At 64.8% G+C, this 17,393-nt stretch carries 15 protein-coding genes and 1 pseudogene; 9 read left to right on the top strand and 7 right to left on the bottom strand.

What is annotated here, in order from left to right:
* The first annotated feature begins 29 nt into the window (after positions 1 to 29).
* The gene (locus ACSKB8_RS12360; RefSeq protein WP_438104338.1) at positions 30 to 893 is read left to right on the top strand and encodes a LysR family transcriptional regulator; all 864 of its coding nucleotides are present in this window, start codon (positions 30 to 32) and stop codon (positions 891 to 893) included.
* A gap of 4 nt (positions 894 to 897) precedes the next feature.
* Here the strand turns inward: ACSKB8_RS12360 and ACSKB8_RS12355 are convergent, their stop codons facing one another.
* The 5 genes and pseudogenes from ACSKB8_RS12355 to ACSKB8_RS12335 form a co-directional block, all read right to left on the bottom strand.
* Positions 898 to 1,311 carry a hypothetical protein gene (locus ACSKB8_RS12355; protein WP_438104337.1) on the bottom strand — a complete coding sequence of 138 codons (414 nt, stop codon included), beginning with the start codon at positions 1,309 to 1,311 and terminating at the stop codon, positions 898 to 900.
* 10 nt (positions 1,312 to 1,321) lie between these two features.
* Complete coding sequence (pdeM, locus tag ACSKB8_RS12350) at positions 1,322 to 1,993, bottom strand: ligase-associated DNA damage response endonuclease PdeM (RefSeq protein ID WP_438104336.1); 672 nt, start codon at positions 1,991 to 1,993, stop codon at positions 1,322 to 1,324.
* A gap of 53 nt (positions 1,994 to 2,046) precedes the next feature.
* Positions 2,047 to 4,631, bottom strand: a pseudogene (locus tag ACSKB8_RS12345) (ligase-associated DNA damage response DEXH box helicase).
* A 170-nt stretch (positions 4,632 to 4,801) separates the two neighbouring features.
* On the bottom strand, positions 4,802 to 6,031 hold the full coding sequence (locus ACSKB8_RS12340) for an ABC transporter substrate-binding protein (protein WP_370987793.1): 1,230 nt from the start codon (positions 6,029 to 6,031) through the stop codon (positions 4,802 to 4,804).
* 116 nt (positions 6,032 to 6,147) lie between these two features.
* Positions 6,148 to 7,074, bottom strand: a complete 927-nt coding sequence (locus tag ACSKB8_RS12335) for a methyltransferase domain-containing protein (RefSeq protein ID WP_438104334.1) — start codon at positions 7,072 to 7,074, stop codon at positions 6,148 to 6,150.
* A gap of 107 nt (positions 7,075 to 7,181) precedes the next feature.
* Here ACSKB8_RS12335 and ACSKB8_RS12330 point away from each other — a divergent pair, with 107 nt between their 5' ends.
* From ACSKB8_RS12330 to ACSKB8_RS12310, 5 genes are all read left to right on the top strand, one after another.
* The gene (locus ACSKB8_RS12330; RefSeq protein WP_438110507.1) at positions 7,182 to 8,249 is read left to right on the top strand and encodes a ligase-associated DNA damage response exonuclease; all 1,068 of its coding nucleotides are present in this window, start codon (positions 7,182 to 7,184) and stop codon (positions 8,247 to 8,249) included.
* The gene (locus tag ACSKB8_RS12325) at positions 8,246 to 9,907 is read left to right on the top strand and encodes a cisplatin damage response ATP-dependent DNA ligase (RefSeq protein ID WP_438104332.1); all 1,662 of its coding nucleotides are present in this window, start codon (positions 8,246 to 8,248) and stop codon (positions 9,905 to 9,907) included. The genes ACSKB8_RS12330 and ACSKB8_RS12325 overlap by 4 nt, the downstream gene beginning before the upstream one ends.
* 335 nt (positions 9,908 to 10,242) lie before the next feature.
* On the top strand, positions 10,243 to 10,548 hold the full coding sequence (locus ACSKB8_RS12320; protein ID WP_091885415.1) for a DUF6460 domain-containing protein: 306 nt from the start codon (positions 10,243 to 10,245) through the stop codon (positions 10,546 to 10,548).
* A gap of 97 nt (positions 10,549 to 10,645) precedes the next feature.
* Positions 10,646 to 11,380, top strand: a complete 735-nt coding sequence (locus ACSKB8_RS12315) for an MBL fold metallo-hydrolase (RefSeq protein WP_438104330.1) — start codon at positions 10,646 to 10,648, stop codon at positions 11,378 to 11,380.
* Between the two features lies 1 nt (position 11,381).
* The gene (locus ACSKB8_RS12310) at positions 11,382 to 12,707 is read left to right on the top strand and encodes an MATE family efflux transporter (RefSeq protein ID WP_438104328.1); all 1,326 of its coding nucleotides are present in this window, start codon (positions 11,382 to 11,384) and stop codon (positions 12,705 to 12,707) included.
* A gap of 100 nt (positions 12,708 to 12,807) precedes the next feature.
* On the opposite strand, the gene ACSKB8_RS12305 is transcribed toward ACSKB8_RS12310, so the two are convergent.
* Together ACSKB8_RS12305 and ACSKB8_RS12300 are read right to left on the bottom strand one after the other, a co-directional pair.
* Positions 12,808 to 13,905, bottom strand: coding sequence for a quinone-dependent dihydroorotate dehydrogenase (locus ACSKB8_RS12305; RefSeq protein ID WP_128936848.1), 1,098 nt, complete (start codon positions 13,903 to 13,905; stop codon positions 12,808 to 12,810).
* A complete protein-coding gene (locus ACSKB8_RS12300) occupies positions 13,902 to 14,246 on the bottom strand; it encodes a DUF952 domain-containing protein (RefSeq protein ID WP_128936849.1) in 345 nt (114 codons plus the stop codon). Before ACSKB8_RS12300 ends, ACSKB8_RS12305 begins: the two co-directional genes overlap by 4 nt.
* A gap of 294 nt (positions 14,247 to 14,540) precedes the next feature.
* Here ACSKB8_RS12300 and ACSKB8_RS12295 point away from each other — a divergent pair, with 294 nt between their 5' ends.
* From ACSKB8_RS12295 to ACSKB8_RS12285, 3 genes are all read left to right on the top strand, one after another.
* On the top strand, positions 14,541 to 15,194 hold the full coding sequence (locus tag ACSKB8_RS12295; RefSeq protein WP_438104326.1) for a S24 family peptidase: 654 nt from the start codon (positions 14,541 to 14,543) through the stop codon (positions 15,192 to 15,194).
* A gap of 116 nt (positions 15,195 to 15,310) precedes the next feature.
* Positions 15,311 to 16,063 (top strand): carbonic anhydrase, encoded by a 753-nt coding sequence (locus ACSKB8_RS12290; protein ID WP_438104325.1) that lies wholly within the window; start codon positions 15,311 to 15,313, stop codon positions 16,061 to 16,063.
* Positions 16,064 to 16,223: 160 nt separating this feature from the next.
* A complete protein-coding gene (locus ACSKB8_RS12285; RefSeq protein ID WP_438103250.1) occupies positions 16,224 to 17,381 on the top strand; it encodes an IS4 family transposase in 1,158 nt (385 codons plus the stop codon).
* The last annotated feature ends 12 nt before the right edge of the window (positions 17,382 to 17,393 follow it).

The raw sequence follows: 17,393 nt of genomic DNA, 5'->3' as shown, positions 1-17,393 counted from the left end.
CTTCAGTGGATTTTCGAATGGAGGCGGCCATGCTCGATCTCGAGCTGCTGCGCAGCTTCGTCTCGGTGGTCGAGGCCGGCGGCTTCACCCGCGCCGGCGAGCGCGTCCATCGCACGCAATCGACCGTGAGCCAGCAGATCAAGCGGCTGGAGGAGGATGTCGGCCAGGTGCTGCTGCACCGCGACGGCAAGGACGTGCGCCCGACCGAAGCCGGCGAGCGGCTGCTGTTCTATGCGCGGCGGCTGCTCTCGCTCGCCGAGGAGGCGCGCGACGTGCTGCGCCAGCCCGACGGCGAAGGCGCGATCCGGCTCGGCATTCCCGAGGATTTTGCAGCCTACCGACTGGCGAAACTGCTGGGTGCGTTCTCGCGCTCGCATCCGCGCCTGCGGCTCGACGTGCGCGCGGACCAGAGCAAGCATCTGGCCCGTGATCTCGAACGCGGCGAGCTCGATCTTGCGCTCTACAAGCGCGAGGCCGGCACGAAGGACGCCATCGCGGTGTGGCCCGAGCGGGTGCACTGGGTCACCAGCAAGAGCCATCCGGTCGACGTCACCGTGTCGTCGGTGCCGCTGATCGGCTTTCCGCTCGGCTGCATCTATCGCGCCGGCGCCATCCATGCGCTGGAAAGCGCAGGCCGCGCCTGGCACACCGCCTACACGTCATCCAGTCTCGCCGGCATCCAGGCCGCGGTCGCCGCCGGCATGGGGCTGAGCATCCTGTCGGAGATGGCCATCCAGTCCGACCACCGCGTGCTGACCGCCAAGGACGGCTTTGCGCCGATCAACCGCACCGAAGTGGCATTGATGGCCGCACCGGGCGCCAGCCCCGCGACGCTGCGGCTGGCCGATCGGCTCGCCGAGTTTTGCGATGATGTGCAGGCGAAGGCGGCGTAGCGAGCTACGGCTGCGTGTTTTGAACCAGAGCTTCTTTAGCAAGCACCCAGCCGGAGAGGCCATACGACGAAGTCAAAACGAAACCTTTAATTCCCTTTGCAGCGAGCACCCGCGCCGCATCATCCAAATCACTCGCCCAAGGCCCCGGTGCACCCGACATTCGATAAGACTCCGCTATTCTGGAGCCATATTCTGCAAAGACCCGCTCAATGGAGACGGCCGCCAGCGAGTAGATGATGTTTCCGAATGCGTCGCCCTCGAATTGGTATCCCTCAACTCCATTGAAAACGATGGTGCGAGGTCGCTGTTCGCGCTTTGCGGCATCTCTGGGATCTGGCCTTGTGTGAAGTTTGATCTGGCGGCTCTCGCAGTTCACCTCATACGAAACGACGAAGTCATCATGAAGCGAGGGCAGCATGGTCACTTCCTCAACAACAGCGCGACGCGGCAATCGCGTGGACGCGGCGGTCGCCGAGCAGATGGGCGACAAAACCGTTGGTCGGAAAGATTTTTGCGAACGCTTCATCGCGGATGCTGAGGCCGCCGGCATAGGCGCCGAAGGCCGGCATCACGGCGCGCATCCCGTCACTGGCGAAGCAGCGGCGCTCCATCGAGCGGCCGCGCGCGGAGACGCGGGCCTTGGGATGCAGATGGCCGGCGATCTCGCCGCTTGCGCCGGTCGGCTCGTGGCGGAAGTTGATCGGGCCGATCGCGACTTCATCGGCGACGGTGCCGCCGAGATCGCGCGGCAGCATCGGATCGTGATTGCCTGAGATCCAGATCCAGTCGCGGCCGGCCTGGAGTGCGGCGACGGCGTCGCGATCCTCTGCGGAGAGGCGCTCATGCGCGGTGCGGTCGTGAAAACTGTCGCCGAGCGCGATGACGATGCATGGATCATGGCGGGAGATGACAGCAGCGAGACGGCTCAGCGTTGCCAGCGTATCGTAGGGCGGCAGCAGCACGCCGCGCGTGGCGAAGCTGGACCCTTTTTCCAGATGCAGATCCGAGACGACGAGCAGGCGCTGCTCTTCCCAGAACAGCGCGCCGGAGAGGTCGGCTGCGAAGGTCACATCGCTGATGGTGACTCTGGAAACGCGCATGTCCTCGACATCCCCTGAAACCAGCGCGCCTGCCGTCACGTCAAAACCTGCTCTTATCCCATCGCCTCTTTGACCAGCTCATTGGCGGCCTCCGCCAACAGCTCGTCTGCAGCTTCGCCATAAACCGACTCGCGGCCGATTTCCAGCATCACGGGGACGGCGAGCGGGGAGACGTGGTCGAGTTCCCGATGGGTGATGCGGCCCTGGATGCGCATCAGCATGTCGCTGAGGCGGCGCAGGTCGAGCAGGCCGGTGGCGGCATCGGCGCGTGCGGCGCGCAGCAGCACGTGGTCGGCCTGGTGTTTTCGCAAGACGTCGTAGACGAGATCGGTCGAGAACAGCACCTGGCGGCGGCTTTTCTCTTCGCCGGTATGCCGCCGCGCGATCAGGCCGGAGATGATCGCGCAATTGCGGAAGGTGCGCTTCATGAGAGCGGACTCGGCGAGCCAGGCTTCGAGATCGTCGCCGAGCATATCGGGATCGAATAGCGCGTCGAGATTGATCCGGCCGTCGCGGATCATGAAGGAGAGATCGCCAAGCCCCAGATCGCCACGGCATATTCGTTGGCGACGAAGCCGAGCGGCCGGGCGCGGTCGCGCTCGAGGCGACGCGTCAGCAGCATGCCGAGCGTCTGATGCGCGAGACGGCCCTCGAAGGGATAACAGACGAGATAATGTTTGTTGGCGCGCGGAAAGCTCTCGACCAGGAGCTCGCGCACCGCCGGCACGCGGGAGACATCCTTTTGCAGCGACAGCCAGTCGCGCACCTGCTCCGGCAAGCCGCCCCATGCGTGCCCGTCATCGAGCAGCCGGCGCACGCGCTCGGCGAGATAGGTCGAGAGCGGGAATTTGCCGCCCATGTAAGACGGCACCTTCGGATCCCTGTCATGGGCGCGCGAGACATAGACCTGATCCTCGACCAGGGTCTCGTAGCGCACCACCTCGCCGCTGAACACGAAGGTGTCGCCGGGGCTCAAGCCCTCGATGAAGGCCTCCTCGATTTCGCCAAGCAGCCTGCCGCCGCGCGCGATCACCCCGGTCGAACCGCCTGCTTTTCCTTGGCCGCCGCGGGAGCGCACCAGGCGCACCTTCAGCATGTCGTCCTCGACGATGGTGCCGACATTCATGCGGTAGCTCTGCCGCACTTTCGGGTTCGCGACGCGCCAGCGCCCTTCCTTGTCCTGCTTGATGCGGGCGAAGCGCTCATAGGTCTTCAGCGCGTAGCCGCCGGAGGCGACGAAATCGACGACGTCGTCGAAGTCCTGACGCGACAGGTTTGCGTAGGGCGCGGCGGTGCGGACCTCCTCGTAGAGCTCGTCCGAGAGAAAGGGCTCGCCGCAGGCGCAGCCGAGCACGTGCTGGGCCAGCACGTCGAGTGCGCCCGTGCGCAGCGGCGGCGTGTCCTGCGCATTCTCGGCGATGGCATCGATGGCGACGCGGCACTCCAGCACCTCGAAACGGTTGGCCGGCACCAGCACCGCGCGCGAGGCCTCGTCGAGACGGTGATTGGCGCGGCCGATGCGCTGCATCAGGCGCGAAGATCCCTTGGGCGCGCCGATATTGACGACGAGATCGACATCGCCCCAGTCGACGCCGAGGTCGAGCGAGGAGGTGCAGACCACGCCGCGCAAGCGTCCCGCAGACATGGCGTCCTCGACCTTACGGCGCTGCGCGACGTCGAGCGAGCCGTGATGTAGCGCAATGGCAAGGCCGTCGTCGTTCATGCTCCAGAGATTCTGAAACAGCATCTCGGCCTGGCTGCGGGTGTTGACGAAAACCAGCGTGGTCTTGTTCGCCTTGATCAGCTCGTAGATTTCAGGGAGCGCATGGCGCGCGCTGTGGCCGGCCCAGGGCAGGCTTTCGCGGGTGTCGAGCATCTCGACCTCAGGCGGCGCGGCGCCGCCCGCGATGACGATGTCCGCGGCAGTTTGCTTGCCTTCGGGCTGCGGCACAAGAAAGCGCGCGAGCTGGTCCGGCTCGGCCACCGTCGCCGACAGGCCGATCGCGCGCAGCTGCGGCGCGAGGCGCCACAGCCGCGCCAGCCCGAGCGAGAGCAGATCGCCGCGCTTCGACGTCACCAGCGCATGCAGCTCGTCGAGCACGATGCGCTTCAGCGAGGAGAACAGGAACGGCGCGTCGTCGGAGGACAGCAGCAGCGCAAGCTGCTCGGGCGTGGTCAGCAGGACGTCCGGCGGATAGCGCCGCTGCCGCTGCCGGCGCGACACCGGCGTATCGCCGGTGCGGGTCTCGACCTTGATCGGCAGCGCCATCTCGGCGACCGGCCGCTCCAGGTTGCGCGCGATGTCGACGGCGAGCGCTTTCAGCGGCGAGATGTAGAGCGTGTGGAGGCCGCCGGTGCGCTGCAGGCTGCGGCCGGTGGAGATGAGGCTTTTCTTCGCGCCAGTCTCCCGCTGAGCTGCATCAGAAGACAACTCCACCAGCGTCGGCAAGAATCCCGCCAGCGTCTTGCCGGCACCGGTGGGCGCGATCAAGAGCGCCGAGCGGTCCTCTTGCGCCTTCTCCAGCAGCGCCAATTGATGCGCGCGCGGCGACCAGCCGCGGGCCGCGAACCACGCATTGAAGCGGTCGGGCAGCAGCGCAGGCGTCTCGGCCGGGGATTTGAGGATGCGGGGCGGCACGGCATAAGAGGTAAGCCGTGGCGGTGGGTTCGTCGAGGGGTTGAAGCGGCCGTAGGGTGGGCAAAGCGAAGCGTGCCCACCATCCAAGCCCAGCTGCCTGAGCAGGTGGTGGGCACGGCGCAACGGCGCCTTTGCCCACCCTACGGTTTTCGTGGTCGCGGAGAGAGCCCCTACTCCGACATCGGCTTGTCGGAGATGTCCCAGTCCTTGCCGGTGAACGTCGAGATGAACAGCGTCTTCATCGGCGTGTAATCCGCGGGCGTGTAGCTGTAGGTGACGCCGTCGAGGAAATAGGGCGAGTGGAAACCGCTGAGGTTTGATGCCTGCTTCAGCACGTTGGCGCGGGTGAGATCGTCGCCGCAGCGGCGCAGGATCTCGCCCATGGTGACGGCCTGGCCGTAGCCGGCGAAGGCAATGGTGTTATCGGGATCGATCGCCGGCGTGTACTTCTTGCGCAGCTCCTCGAACGCCATCACGTCCGGATCCTTCTCCCATTTGGGCAGGCCGACTTCCTTGTTGTAGCGGATGGCGACGATGCCGGTGGCGTTCTCCAGGCCCGCGGCGCTGAGGATGGAGCGGCCGGTCGAACCGGCAGACAGCAGTTGCAGCGGCTTCCAGCCGAGCTCGGCCACTTTCCGGATCGACTGCGACGACGCCTTGCCGGTGGAGATGTTGTAGAAGACATCCGCGCCCGATTTCGAGAGGTTGATGAGCTGGGAATCGACCGTCGGCTCGGTGAGATCGTAGGTCTGCTCCATGATCACCTGCGCGGTGCCGCCGGCGTCAGTCAGCACCTTCTTGAAGGGGCCGAGGAAGTCGCGGCCGAAATCGTCGTTCTGATAGAGGATGCCGATCTTGGCGTTCGGCTTCACGCTGACGACGTGCCGCGCGAGAATGCGCGCCTCGGTCGGATAGAGCGGCAGGCCCGCCATCGTCCATTTGAACTCTTTCGGGTTATTCCACTTCGACGCGCCGGTGTTGAGCAGCAGCTGCGGCACTCCCTTGGAGTTCAGGTATTTGTGCACGGCCGTCTGCGGCGCGGTGCCGAGCGAGCCGTACAGCGCCAGCACCTCCTCCTGCTCGACCAGGCGCCGCGTCGCCTCGACGCATTTCGGCGCGCTGTAGGCGTCGTCCATGGTAAGGAACTTGATCTTGCGCCCATTGATGCCGCCCTTCTCGTTCAGCATCTGGAAATAGGCTTCACCGATGCGGCCGAGCACGCCATAGAGCGAGCCGGGGCCGGAATGCGGCACGGTCTGGCCGATCTTGATCTCGGTGTCGCTGGCGCCCGCATCGTATTTCTTCTCCGCGGCCCAGACATATGGCGCGGGCAAGGTGGATGCGGCGATGGTGGCGAGCGCGGCGGCGCTGAAATCGCGCCGCGATGGATTCTTGGTCATTATTATTTTCTCCCTGGTGCGCGCATTGTGCTGGCATCGCAGCATGGCTCGCAAGTGGGAAGTCGCAGCTTTGCGACGCAATGACGCTCAAATTACAGGTTGGCTAGCGCCTAGACTCAAGTTTTCTCAGCAACCACGACGAGGCCGCGTACCGGCTCGTTGTTTTCGTTGCGCGGCGAGGCCGACTCCAGCGTGAGAAGTTTGAGCCCGGCCTTCGCGATGGCGCCGCGCGCATATTCCGCGGAGTGGGCATAGCGCAGGCCTTCGCCGAGGACGATGCCACTGCCGCCATGCGTCTCCAGCGTGAAGGCGAGCACGCCGCCGGGCGCGAGTACGCGCTTTATCTCGGTGAGCACCGGCGCGAGATCGGAGAGATAGACAAAGGCATCCGCGGCGACGACGAGGTTCGCACTCGCATCACTCTTGCCGCGCAGGCCTTCGATCATGTCGGCGACTTCGAGCTCGGCATAGAGGTTGGTGGCGCGCGCCTGCTTGATCATGCCGGGCGACAGATCGATGCCGGTGAAATGATCGACCTGCTTGGCGAAGGCGGCGGCCGCGAGCCCGGTGCCGCAGCCGAGATCGATGGTGCGCTTGAAGAAGGCGGGCTTCTTGGCGGCGACGCGTGAGGCCAGCACCGCCTTGAAGATCAGGCTCGGGGCGCGATAGCCGAGATCGTTGATCAGCGTGTGCTCGAAGCGTGGTGCATATTGATCGAACAGCGCCTGCACATAGGCCTTCGGCATCTCCGCGATCTCTGCCTCGCCGAGCCGCACCAGATGCAGGCCGGCGCCGTGCTGATCCCCCGGATCTGATCGGCGCGCTTCTCGAAACGCCGCGATGGCCTTGTCGCGTTCGCCGAGCTGCTGCCGGATTTCGCCAAGCGCGAACCAGGCCGAGGTGAAATCGGGCGCAAGCTCGATCGCCTGCTCCAGGAGGTCCGCGGCCGCCGGCAGATCGCCCTTGAGCTGGAGGTCGCGCGCGAACTCGAAGCGGCGGTCGGCCATGAGATCGCCGGAGGTCAGAAACAGGCGCAGGGGCATCTTGGAACCAAAGACTGTTATTGCCGGGCTTGACCCGGCAATCCCATCAAAAAAAGGAACTGTTTAGGGAGATGGATGCGCGGGTCAAGCCCGCGCATGACCGGTGAATTCGGGGAGTCTGCTTCCTATATGGCGAAGATGCGCCCCAAGACATCCTGCTGCCAGTTGCTGCCGGCCTGTGCTGCAAGCCCGGCGGCTTCCATATCGACCCTGTGCGCCCGGTCGAGCGGGCCGTGATCACCCACGGCCATTCCGATCATGCCCGCGCCGGCCACGGCGCGGTGCTGGCGACGCAGGAAACCCTGGACATGATGCGGCTGCGCTACGGCGAGAATTTTGCCGGCTCGACGCAAGCGATCCGCTATGGCGAGGAGATCCGGCTCGGCGACGTCACCGTCAAATTTCGCCCCGCCGGACATGTGCTGGGCTCGGCGCAGATCGCTGTAACCTGCAAAGACACCTGCATCGTTGCATCCGGCGACTACAAGGACGCGCCCGACCCGACCTGCACGCCGTTGGAGCTCGTGCCCTGCGACGTCTTCATCACCGAGGCCACCTTTGGGCTGCCGGTGTTTCGTCATGGCGATGCCGCCGACGAGGTCAAGAAGCTGCTGGCCTCCGTCGCGCTATTTCCTGAGCGTGCGCATCTCGTCGGCGCCTATTCGCTCGGCAAGGCGCAGCGCGTGATCGCGCTGCTGCGCCAGGCCGGCTATGACGCGCCGATCTACCTCCATGGCGCGATGGAGACGATCACGCATTACTATCAGAGCCGCGGCATCGAACTTGGCGAATTGCGGCCCGTGAAAGGCGTGAAGAAAGCGGCGCTCGCCGGCACCATTACGCTGGCGCCGCCATCGGCAACATCCGATCTCTGGACACGGCGCTTTCCCGATCCCGTCACTGCGTTCGCATCCGGTTGGATGCGCGTGCGCGCCCGCGCGCGGCAGCGCGGTATCGAGCTGCCGCTGGTGATCTCCGACCATGCCGACTGGGACGGCCTCACCGCGACAATCGCCGCGACCGGCGCCGGCGAGATCTGGGTCACCCACGGCCAGGAAGATGCGCTGGTGCATTGGTGTCAGAGCAAAGGCCTGAAAGCGCGGCCGCTCGATCTCGTCGGCTATGGCGACGAGGAGGAGAGCGAGACGCCAATTCAAGACGAGGCCGAAGCATGAACCGCTTCGCCGAGCTTCTGGACCGTCTCGCCTACGAGCCCGGCCGCAACAACAAGCTGCGGCTGATCACCGGCTATTTTCGCGAGGTCGGCGATCCCGATCGTGGCTATGCACTGGCCGCGCTCACCGGCGCGCTCAGCTTCAAGCACGCCAAGCCTGCGTTGATCCGCGACTTGATCGCGGCGCGCACTGATCCGGTGCTCTTTGGATTGTCGTACGATTATGTCGGCGACCTCTCGGAAACGGTGGCGCTGATGTGGCCGAAGGCGGCGATGACCGCTCACAACAACCCGCCGCCTCCGACCCTGACCGAAGTCGTCACCACGCTGCGCACGCTCGGCAAGATCGAGCTGCCGAAGCAGCTCGAGCGCTGGCTGGACGAGCTCGATGAGACCGGCCGCTGGGCGCTGCTGAAGCTCGTCACCGGCGCGCTTCGCATCGGCATCTCCGCGCGTCTCGCCAAGACCGCGGCCGCCGCGCTCGGCGACAAGGATCCGCATGAGATCGAGCTGATCTGGCCGGGCCTCTCACCACCCTATCTCGACCTGTTCGCGTGGCTGGAAGGCCGCGGCGAAAAGCCGGTCAATCGCGATCCCGCGCCGTTCCGGCCCGTGATGTTGGCGCATGCGATCGAGGACACGGATTTCGCCGCACTCGATCCCGCCGACTACATCGCCGAATGGAAATGGGACGGCATCCGCGTGCAGGCGGTGGCGGGCCGCGATGATCGTGGCCACATCACGGCGCGGCTCTATTCTCGCACCGGTGAGGACATCACGGGAAGTTTTCCGGACCTCGTCCCCTCGCTGCACCTGCCCGGCGCGATCGACGGCGAGCTGCTGATCCTGCGCGAGGGCCGCGTGCAGAGCTTCAACGTCCTGCAACAGCGGCTGAACCGCAAGGTCGTCTCGCCAAAGCTGATCAAGGAATTTCCGATCCACTTGCGCGCCTACGATTTGCTCGGCGACGACGAGAACGATCTGCGCGAGCTGCCGTTCGCGGAGCGGCGCGAGCGGCTGGAGATCTTCGTCGCAAAGCTTGGCGATCCCCGCATCGATCTGTCGCCCACCGTCCCGTTCGCAAGCTGGGAGGCGCTGACCGCTGCGCGCGCCGATCCTGCCAGTGCCGGCGCCGGCGGGGATGCGGACGCGGTCGAGGGCGTGATGCTGAAGCGGCGCGATGCGCCTTATCTTCCGGGGCGGCCGAAGGGCCAATGGTGGAAGTGGAAGCGCGATCCGCACATCATCGACGCCGTGCTGATGTATGCGCAGCGCGGTCACGGCAAGCGCTCGTCCTATTATTCCGACTACACGTTTGGCGTCTGGACCGAGGGCGATGGCGGCGACGAGCTGGTGCCCGTCGGAAAAGCCTATTTCGGCTTCACCGACGAGGAGCTGTTGCAGATCGACCGCTTCGTTCGCCGCAACACCACGGAAAAATTCGGCCCCGTCCGCCATGTCGTGCACGAGCCGGACAAGGGGTTGGTGCTGGAGGTCGCTTTCGAAGGGCTCCAGCGCTCGCCGCGGCACAAATCCGGCGTCGCCATGCGCTTTCCCCGCATCAGCCGCCTGCGCTGGGACAAGCCGCCGCGCGAGGCCAACCGGCTGGAAACGTTGGAGAGGATGTTGAAGGAGGAACCAGCGGAGATTGAGGCGTGAGGTGTGCTGGACTGAGGCTCGCTTAGCGCCCAGGCGGAGGTGCGCCCCCTCTCCCGCTTGCGGGAGAGGGTTGGGGTGAGGGTGTCTCCGCAGTGGGATTCCCCAAGAGGACAGAGCCCTCACCCGCGCGCGGGACGATGCTTCGCATCGCCCCGGGGCGCGACCTCTCCCGCGAGCGGGAGAGGTTGCACCGAGCCCGAGGCCAGCCGCGCGCCCAACGCTCTGGCGTGCTCACCCGAATTAAAATGCGGTAAGCTGATTGACGCACCGTCGCGGGTTCCCCATGTGCCCCGCCGTGCCCTATAATGGGGTCGAATCCGCCCAAGGAGTTTGCGATGGCCCACGACGTCAGAGATTTGCCGGCCGGCCGCAGCGATGGCCTGAACCGCTTTCTCGGCGGCACGCCGCTGGCGGTCGCGTTTCGCCTGGTCCTGCTCTCGATCCTGGTCGGTGTCGTGCTGGCCGCGATCGGCTTCGACCCCTGGAATATCATCCACAGCATTCGCCTGTTGTTCCAGCGGCTCTGGGATCTCGGCTTCGATGCCGTGAACTGGCTGTGGCGCTACTTCCTGCTCGGCGCTGTCATCGTGATTCCGATCTGGCTGCTCTCGCGCGTGTTCGGCGCGCCGCGCGGCAGGTAACTTATTTTTTGAGCATGATCTTGTCGGAAAACCGCTTCACACTTTGCGCTGACGCGGCCCTTCGGGTCCGGATCATGCTCTAGGGAGTCCGCAGCCGATGCAATTACGCTTTGTCGGCTGCGGCGACGCCTTCGGCTCAGGCGGCAGGCTCAATACCTGCTTCCACGTCTCGGGGCGTGAAGCCAACTTCCTGATCGATTGCGGCGCGTCGGCCCTGCCGGCGCTGAAGCGGCTCGAGATCGACCGCAACGACATCGACCTCATCCTCATCACGCATTTCCACGGCGACCACTTTGCGGGGCTGCCATTCTTCCTGCTCGACGCGCAATTCTCACGGCGGACGCGGCCGCTGACGATTGCGGGCCCGCAAGGCATCGCGACGCGGCTGCGTGTGGCGACGGAGGCTCTGTTCGAGCATTCCTCGACGACAAAACAGCGCTTCGAGCTCTCCGTCGTCGAACTCGCGCCTCAGCAAAGTCAGAGCTTCGGTGCGGTGACGGTGACGCCCTACCCGGTCCTGCACGGCGAATCCGGCGGGCCTTTTCTCGCCTATCGCGTCGAGGTCGAGGGCCGCACGCTCGCCTACAGCGCCGATACCGAATGGACGGACACGCTCATTCCGCTGGCGAATGGCGCGGACCTTTTCATTGCGGAAGCCTACATGTACGAGAAGGTGGTCAAGAACCATCTCAGCCTGAAAACCTTGGAACAACATCTGCCCGCGATCGGCGCCAAGCGGCTCGTGCTCACCCATATGAGCGACGACATGCTGTCGCGCCTGGATGACATCGAGCATCTCGCCGCCGAAGACGGCATGGTGCTCGTGTTCTGACATGCACGCGCCCGTTCATCCCAGGATAGGCTCCCGCCAGGTGTTCGCCATCGCAGGTCCCGCGATGGTCGCGAACCTCACGACGCCGATGATCGGCGTGGTCTCGACCACGGCGATCGGACGGCTCGACGATGCCGCCCTGCTCGGTGGCGTCGCGATCGCGTCAGTGATCTTCGACTGCCTGTTCTGGCTATTCGGCTTCCTGCGCATGAGCACGCTCGCCTTCACCGCGCAGTCGCTGGGCGCGGGTGACAGGCGCGAGCCGAGCGCGATCCTGGCGCGCGGTTTCATCGTTGCTGGCCTGATCGGCGCCGCGCTGATCCTACTGCAACTGCCGCTGGCCGCAGTGCTGTTCGATCTCATGGGCGGCAGCGAGGGTGTGACACGAGCCGCGAAGACCTACTTCAAGATCCGGATCTGGTCGTCGCCGTTCGCGCTCGCCAATTACGTCATCCTCGGCTGGCTGATCGGCCAGGCCCGCGCCAATTCAGCGCTGTTGCTTCAGGTCGTCATCAACCTCGTCAACATGGCGGCGACGATCCTGCTGGTGCTGATCTACGACACAGGCATCGCCGGCGCGGCGATCGCTGCGCTGTTGTCGGAAGCGGTCGGATTCGCGCTCGGCGTGATCGTCTGCCGCCATTATGCCGACGGTGGCTTCGCCGTGCCGTACGCTACTCTGCTCGACCGCGAGAAGCTCTTGCGGATGCTGGCGGTGAATTCCGACATCCTGGTCCGCACCGCGGCGCTGATCGCCGCCTTCCTGTTCTTCACCGCCAAGGGCGCACAGGCCGGCGACGTGACGCTGGCCGCCAACTCCGTGCTCAACAACTTCCTGCTGGTCAGCGCCTTCTTCCTCGACGGTCTCGCCAACGCGGCCCAGCAGCTCTGCGGCCGCACCCTTGGCGCACGCGATCCAAAAGGATTTGCCGATTCGACCCGGCTGGTGCTGCTGTGGGGGCTCGGCTTTGCAGTCGTCGTCGCGGTGCTGTTCGCGCTGTTCGGGCCGGCCCTGATCGATTTCATGACCGCGAGTGACGACGTCCGCCGTGCCGCGCGCGAATTCCTGCCGTTCGTCGTGCTCGCACCCATACCCGGCGTCTTCGCCTTCGGTTTCGACGGCATCTATATCGGCGCGACCTGGGCGCGCGAGATGCGCAATTTGATGCTGGCTTCGCTCGCGATCTTCCTCGGCACCTGGTGGGCGCTGCAATCGTTCGGCAATGCCGGACTGTGGAGCGCGCTGATGGCGTCCTACGTCTCGCGCGGCGGCTTGCAGGCCGCGCGCTATCCGGCGCAGTTCAGGGCGACGTTCGCCAAGCGCTAGAAGAATCGTAGCCCGGATGGAGCGCAGCGCAATCCGGGGTCTTCGTGCAGTTGGGCCGATCCCGGATTGCGCTTCGCTCCATCCGGGCTACGCAGCTCGCTCACATCCCCGGCCAGTCTTCCGCGGTGAGCGTCGCCGCATCCGCGCCGACGATCTCGGAGAGCGAATCCCGCCCCGTGCGGAGCAGCGTCGACGTCAGGTCGCGCTTGATCTCGTCGACGAGACCGAGACCCTTATAGACCAGCGACGAATAGAGCTGGATCAGGCTGGCACCGGCGCGGATCTTGGTCAGCGCAGCCCCGCCCGAATCGACGCCGCCGACACCGATCAGCGGGAATGCGCCCTCGACACGCACATAGGTCTCTGCGACCATCCGCGTCGACAGGCGGAATAGCGGCCGTCCGGACAGGCCACCCTGCTCCCTGGCGCGCATTTCCTCGCGCAGCGTGCTCGGCCGCGCGATGGTCGTGTTCGACACGATCATGCCGTCGACCCGGCGCGAGCGCGCGACCTGCACGACGTCGTCGAGCTGCGCGAGGCTGAGGTCAGGAGCGATCTTGAGCAGCACCGGCGTGTCGCCGGCCTTCTGCCGCACCCGCTCGCGCGCGTCGATTACCCTGGCGAGGAGATCGTCGAGCAATGCGCCTTCCTGAAGGTTGCGCAGGCCCGGCGTGTTCGGCGAGGAGACGTTGATGGTGAAATAGCTCGCGACCGGCGCAAAGGTCTCGATCAGCTTGACGTAGTCGCCGACGCGATCGGGAGAATCCTTGTTGGCGCCGATATTGACGCCGACGATGCCGCCGTGCTGCGCGCGCGCAGCTAATCGGCGCAGGGCGAGGTCCGCGCCGTCATTGTTGAAGCCCATGCGGTTGATGACGGCCTCGTCGCGCTCCAGACGGAACAGCCGCGGCCGCGGATTGCCGGCCTGGGGTTTCGGCGTCACCGAGCCGATCTCGACGAAGCCGAAGCCGAGCCGCAGCAGCGCATCTGGCACCTCGGCGCTCTTGTCGAAGCCCGCGGCCATACCGATCGGATTGGGGAAGTTGAGCCCGAAGGCGCGCACCGCGAGCTTGGGATCATCAGCGCGCGGCTTGACCGGCGGCAAAAAGCGCAGGCCTTGGATCGCGAGGCGATGCGCGTCTTCCGGATCGAGCCAGCGCAGCACTGGTAGCGAAAAGGCGTCGAAAGCGCGGATCACGGCAGCAGCTCCGGAACATCGTGGCTACCGTCAGAGCGGATGTTGAGGTTCATCACCGCGATCACTGCGCCAAGATCGAGCTCGCCATAGAGATGCGGAAACAGCTCGTCATTGCGCGAGCGCTCCCAGCGCAATTCGCTGCCAAGCGCATCGCCGTCGACCTCGACCAGGAACAGCGCACGCTGCCCGGCATAGTGCTTGCGCAAGGTCTCGGGAACCTGGGCCGCGGTCGAGAAATGGATGAAACCGTCGCGCGCATCGTCCGCGCTGCCGCGGTAGACGCCCTGCCGTTCCGCCTCGCGCCAGGCCGAGGCCGGACAGATTTTGTAGATCTTGACCACCGCTTACGCAGCCCTGTTTGCTCTTTGAGTCTTTTGGGTTTTTTCGTCTCTCGCGGGTCCTTAAAACCCGGGCGCGACCGTAAAGGCGGCCCCTGCCGAACTCAAGACCTAGAGCCTTTTCCGGTCCGATGAAATCGGAACGAGGCTCTAGATTCCTGTTTTGACGCGTTTTCTTGACGCGAACCGGTACCCACTTCGCTTGAAAGCGCTTTCCCCCGCGGCCTCTTGCACGGAAAGCGGAAAACCGCTTGATTTGAGGACAGTTTTCCTGAGTTGCGACGGGCTGGACCTTCCATGGTCAAACAGGCCAAAGCGCAGAGGATGCTGACTCACGACCAGATCTGGGGCGCGCTGGATCGGCTGGCCGCGCGCGCCGGGCTGTCGCCGTCCGGCCTTGCCAAACGCGCCGGGCTCGATCCCACCACCTTCAACAAGTCCAAGCGCGTCACCTCCGACGGCCGCGAGCGCTGGCCCTCGACCGAATCGATCGCGAAGGCGCTGGCCGCGGCCGGCTCCTCGATCGACAGCTTTGCGAGGCTGATCGACGAGGACGTCGACGACGGTCGCTCGGTGCCGCTGCTCAGCTTCGCACTCGCCGGTGCGAGCGGCGCTTTTGACGAATCCGGCGTTCCATCCGGCAAGGGCTGGACCGAAATCGCGCTTCCCACCGCCGAGGACGGCCACGCCTTTGCGCTGGAGATTTCCGGCGATGTGCTACAGCCTGCCTATCGCAACGGCGATATCATCCTGGTCTCGCGCGGCACGCCGATCCGCAAAGGCGATCGCGTGGTGGTGAAGACCAGAGCGGGCGAGGTGGCGGTCGCGACGCTGAAGCGCCGCACGGCGAAGGCGCTGGACTTGCAGCCGCTCGATGCGTCACGGGCGGAGCGGACGATCGCGATGAGCGACGTCGCCTGGATCGCGCGGATCGTCTGGGCGAGCCAGTGATTGCGTCCCGCCCGGCGTGGTGACCAGGCGATGCGCCGCGGGCGACCTTGCGACTCACCGGCCCTCTCGCATAGGTTGCGCACCGATTGCCGATCAAATTCATCTCGGGGAATACGATGAATCGCCGTCACGCATTGAAGGCCCTGGCGGGTCTTGCGCTTTGTCCGCTCTGCAAGCCGGCCTTCGCCGCCGAAGGCGTGCATTGGAGCTATGAGGGCGCCGGCGGTCCGGCCAAATGGGGCGATCTCGACGCGGCCAACAAGGCCTGCGCGGTCGGCCTGCAGCAATCGCCGATCGACATCGAGGGGGCGATCAAGTCGCAATTGCCCGTTCTGAAGCTGAACTGGGGCAAGAGCGCCGACACCATCGTCAACAACGGGCACACGATCCAGCTCAACTTCGCCGAGGGCAGCACGCTCATGCTCGGCAACGTCAAGTACAAGCTGCTTCAGGTGCACTTCCACCGGCCGAGCGAGCACATGATCGGCGGCAAGAATTTTCCGATGGAGGCACATTTCGTCCATCGCAACGATGCCGGCGGGCTCGCCGTGATCGGCGTGCTGATGGCCGAAGGCAGGCCGAACGCAGCCTTCAGCAAGATCGTCAAGATCATGCCGGCCGCCGAAGGTCCCGCGGTGAAGGCCGATGCGACCATCGATCCTCACGCCATGCTGCCGCAGCGGCTCAGCTATTTCCGCTATCCCGGCTCGCTGACGACGCCGCCCTGCTCGGAGGTGGTCGAATGGCTGCTGCTGACCGACCCGATCCAGGTGTCAGCCGCCGATGTCGCCGCGTTCGCAAAGCTCTATCCGATGAACGCGCGTCCGGTGCAGAAGGACAACCGGCGTTACGTGCTGCGCTCGATCTAGGCGGGCCTCACTCCGCAACTTCGCTACGTTGTTCAATGTCATTCCCCGCGAAGGCGCAGGGCTGTCCGGGGAATGATTCACTGTGTCGCGGAGCATGCCCGGGTTTTCCCGGCTTGAAGCAGGTACTTTCTGGTTGTCGAGACTCAGAAAGGGGCCGGGCATGCGGTTTAGCGATAGCATTTTTGGAAGGCTGCTTGAACCGATCAATCGGCGGCAGTTTCAGACGACTGTGGATCGTTTGGATGGCGATGCCTACGACAAGACGTTCGACAGCTGGGATCATCTTGTCGCATTGATATTCTCCCAGCTCAGTGGCGTCGACAGCTTGCGTGCCCTTGAGGCGATCTGGAACGCCAATTCGCATCATCACTACCATCTTGGTGTCGGCAAATTGGCGCGCTCGACGCTTGCGGATGCCAATGCCCGACGGCCGGTCAGTATCTTCGCAGAAGTCTTTGAGCGATTGTCTGGGCATGCCGACCGAGCGCTGAAGCGGGAGGGTGCCGAGATGCTGCGGCTGATCGATGCGACGCCGGTGCCGCTGGATCAACTCAGCACCTGGGCCGGTTGGAACGGACGTACCCGTGGTCTCAAGCTTCACGTGGTTTACGATCCCGGCTCGGATCATCCGCGCCGTCTGGCGATCACGCCGTCGACGGTCAATGACGTCACACCAGCCCAGCAATTCCCGATCGAGGCCGGCGCCACCTATGTGTTCGACAAGGCCTATTGCAGTTATGCCTGGTGGACACGGCTTCACGACGCGGGCGCCTGCTTCGTCACCCGCCAGAAGAAGAATCTGCGCTTCAGAGCTACACGCTGGCGGAAGCTGCGGAAACAAAAGGGGAAGGGCTTTAAAATCATCGACGATGCTGAGGTAAAGCTCCTCAGCAGCTCCAAACTTGCTGTTCCGATGCGCCGCATACGCCTCAAACGCGATGACGGTACAAAACTGACCCTCATCACCAACGATCTGAAGCGTTCGGCCATCGAAATCGCTGCGCTTTACAAAACACGCTGGCAGATCGAGCTGTTGTTCCGCTGGATCAAGCAGCACCTCAAGCTTCGCAAATTTCTCGGCCGCTCCGAGAACGCGGTCCGTCTGCAAATCCTCGCCGCCATGATCGCCTATCTGCTGCTGCGGATCGCCGCACGCGAAAGTCGTCTAATCATGCCGGCTATCCGCTTCGCAGGTCTTGTCGCCGCGTCGCTGTTCGCACGAAAACCAATCGCCGACATCGACCGACCTCCCAAGGTGAACCCATCCGCTGCCCGCGACAGAAGCTCCCCCGACCAGATCAGCTTCTGTTATGCATAGAATTCCCGGACA

Origin of the sequence: Bradyrhizobium sp. BR 1432 (assembly GCF_051547705.1) — a bacterium.
Lineage (GTDB): Bacteria > Pseudomonadota > Alphaproteobacteria > Rhizobiales > Xanthobacteraceae > Bradyrhizobium > Bradyrhizobium zhanjiangense.
The sequence above is the reverse complement of the archived record's forward strand: the minus strand, read 5'-3'. Positions and strand labels throughout refer to the sequence as shown.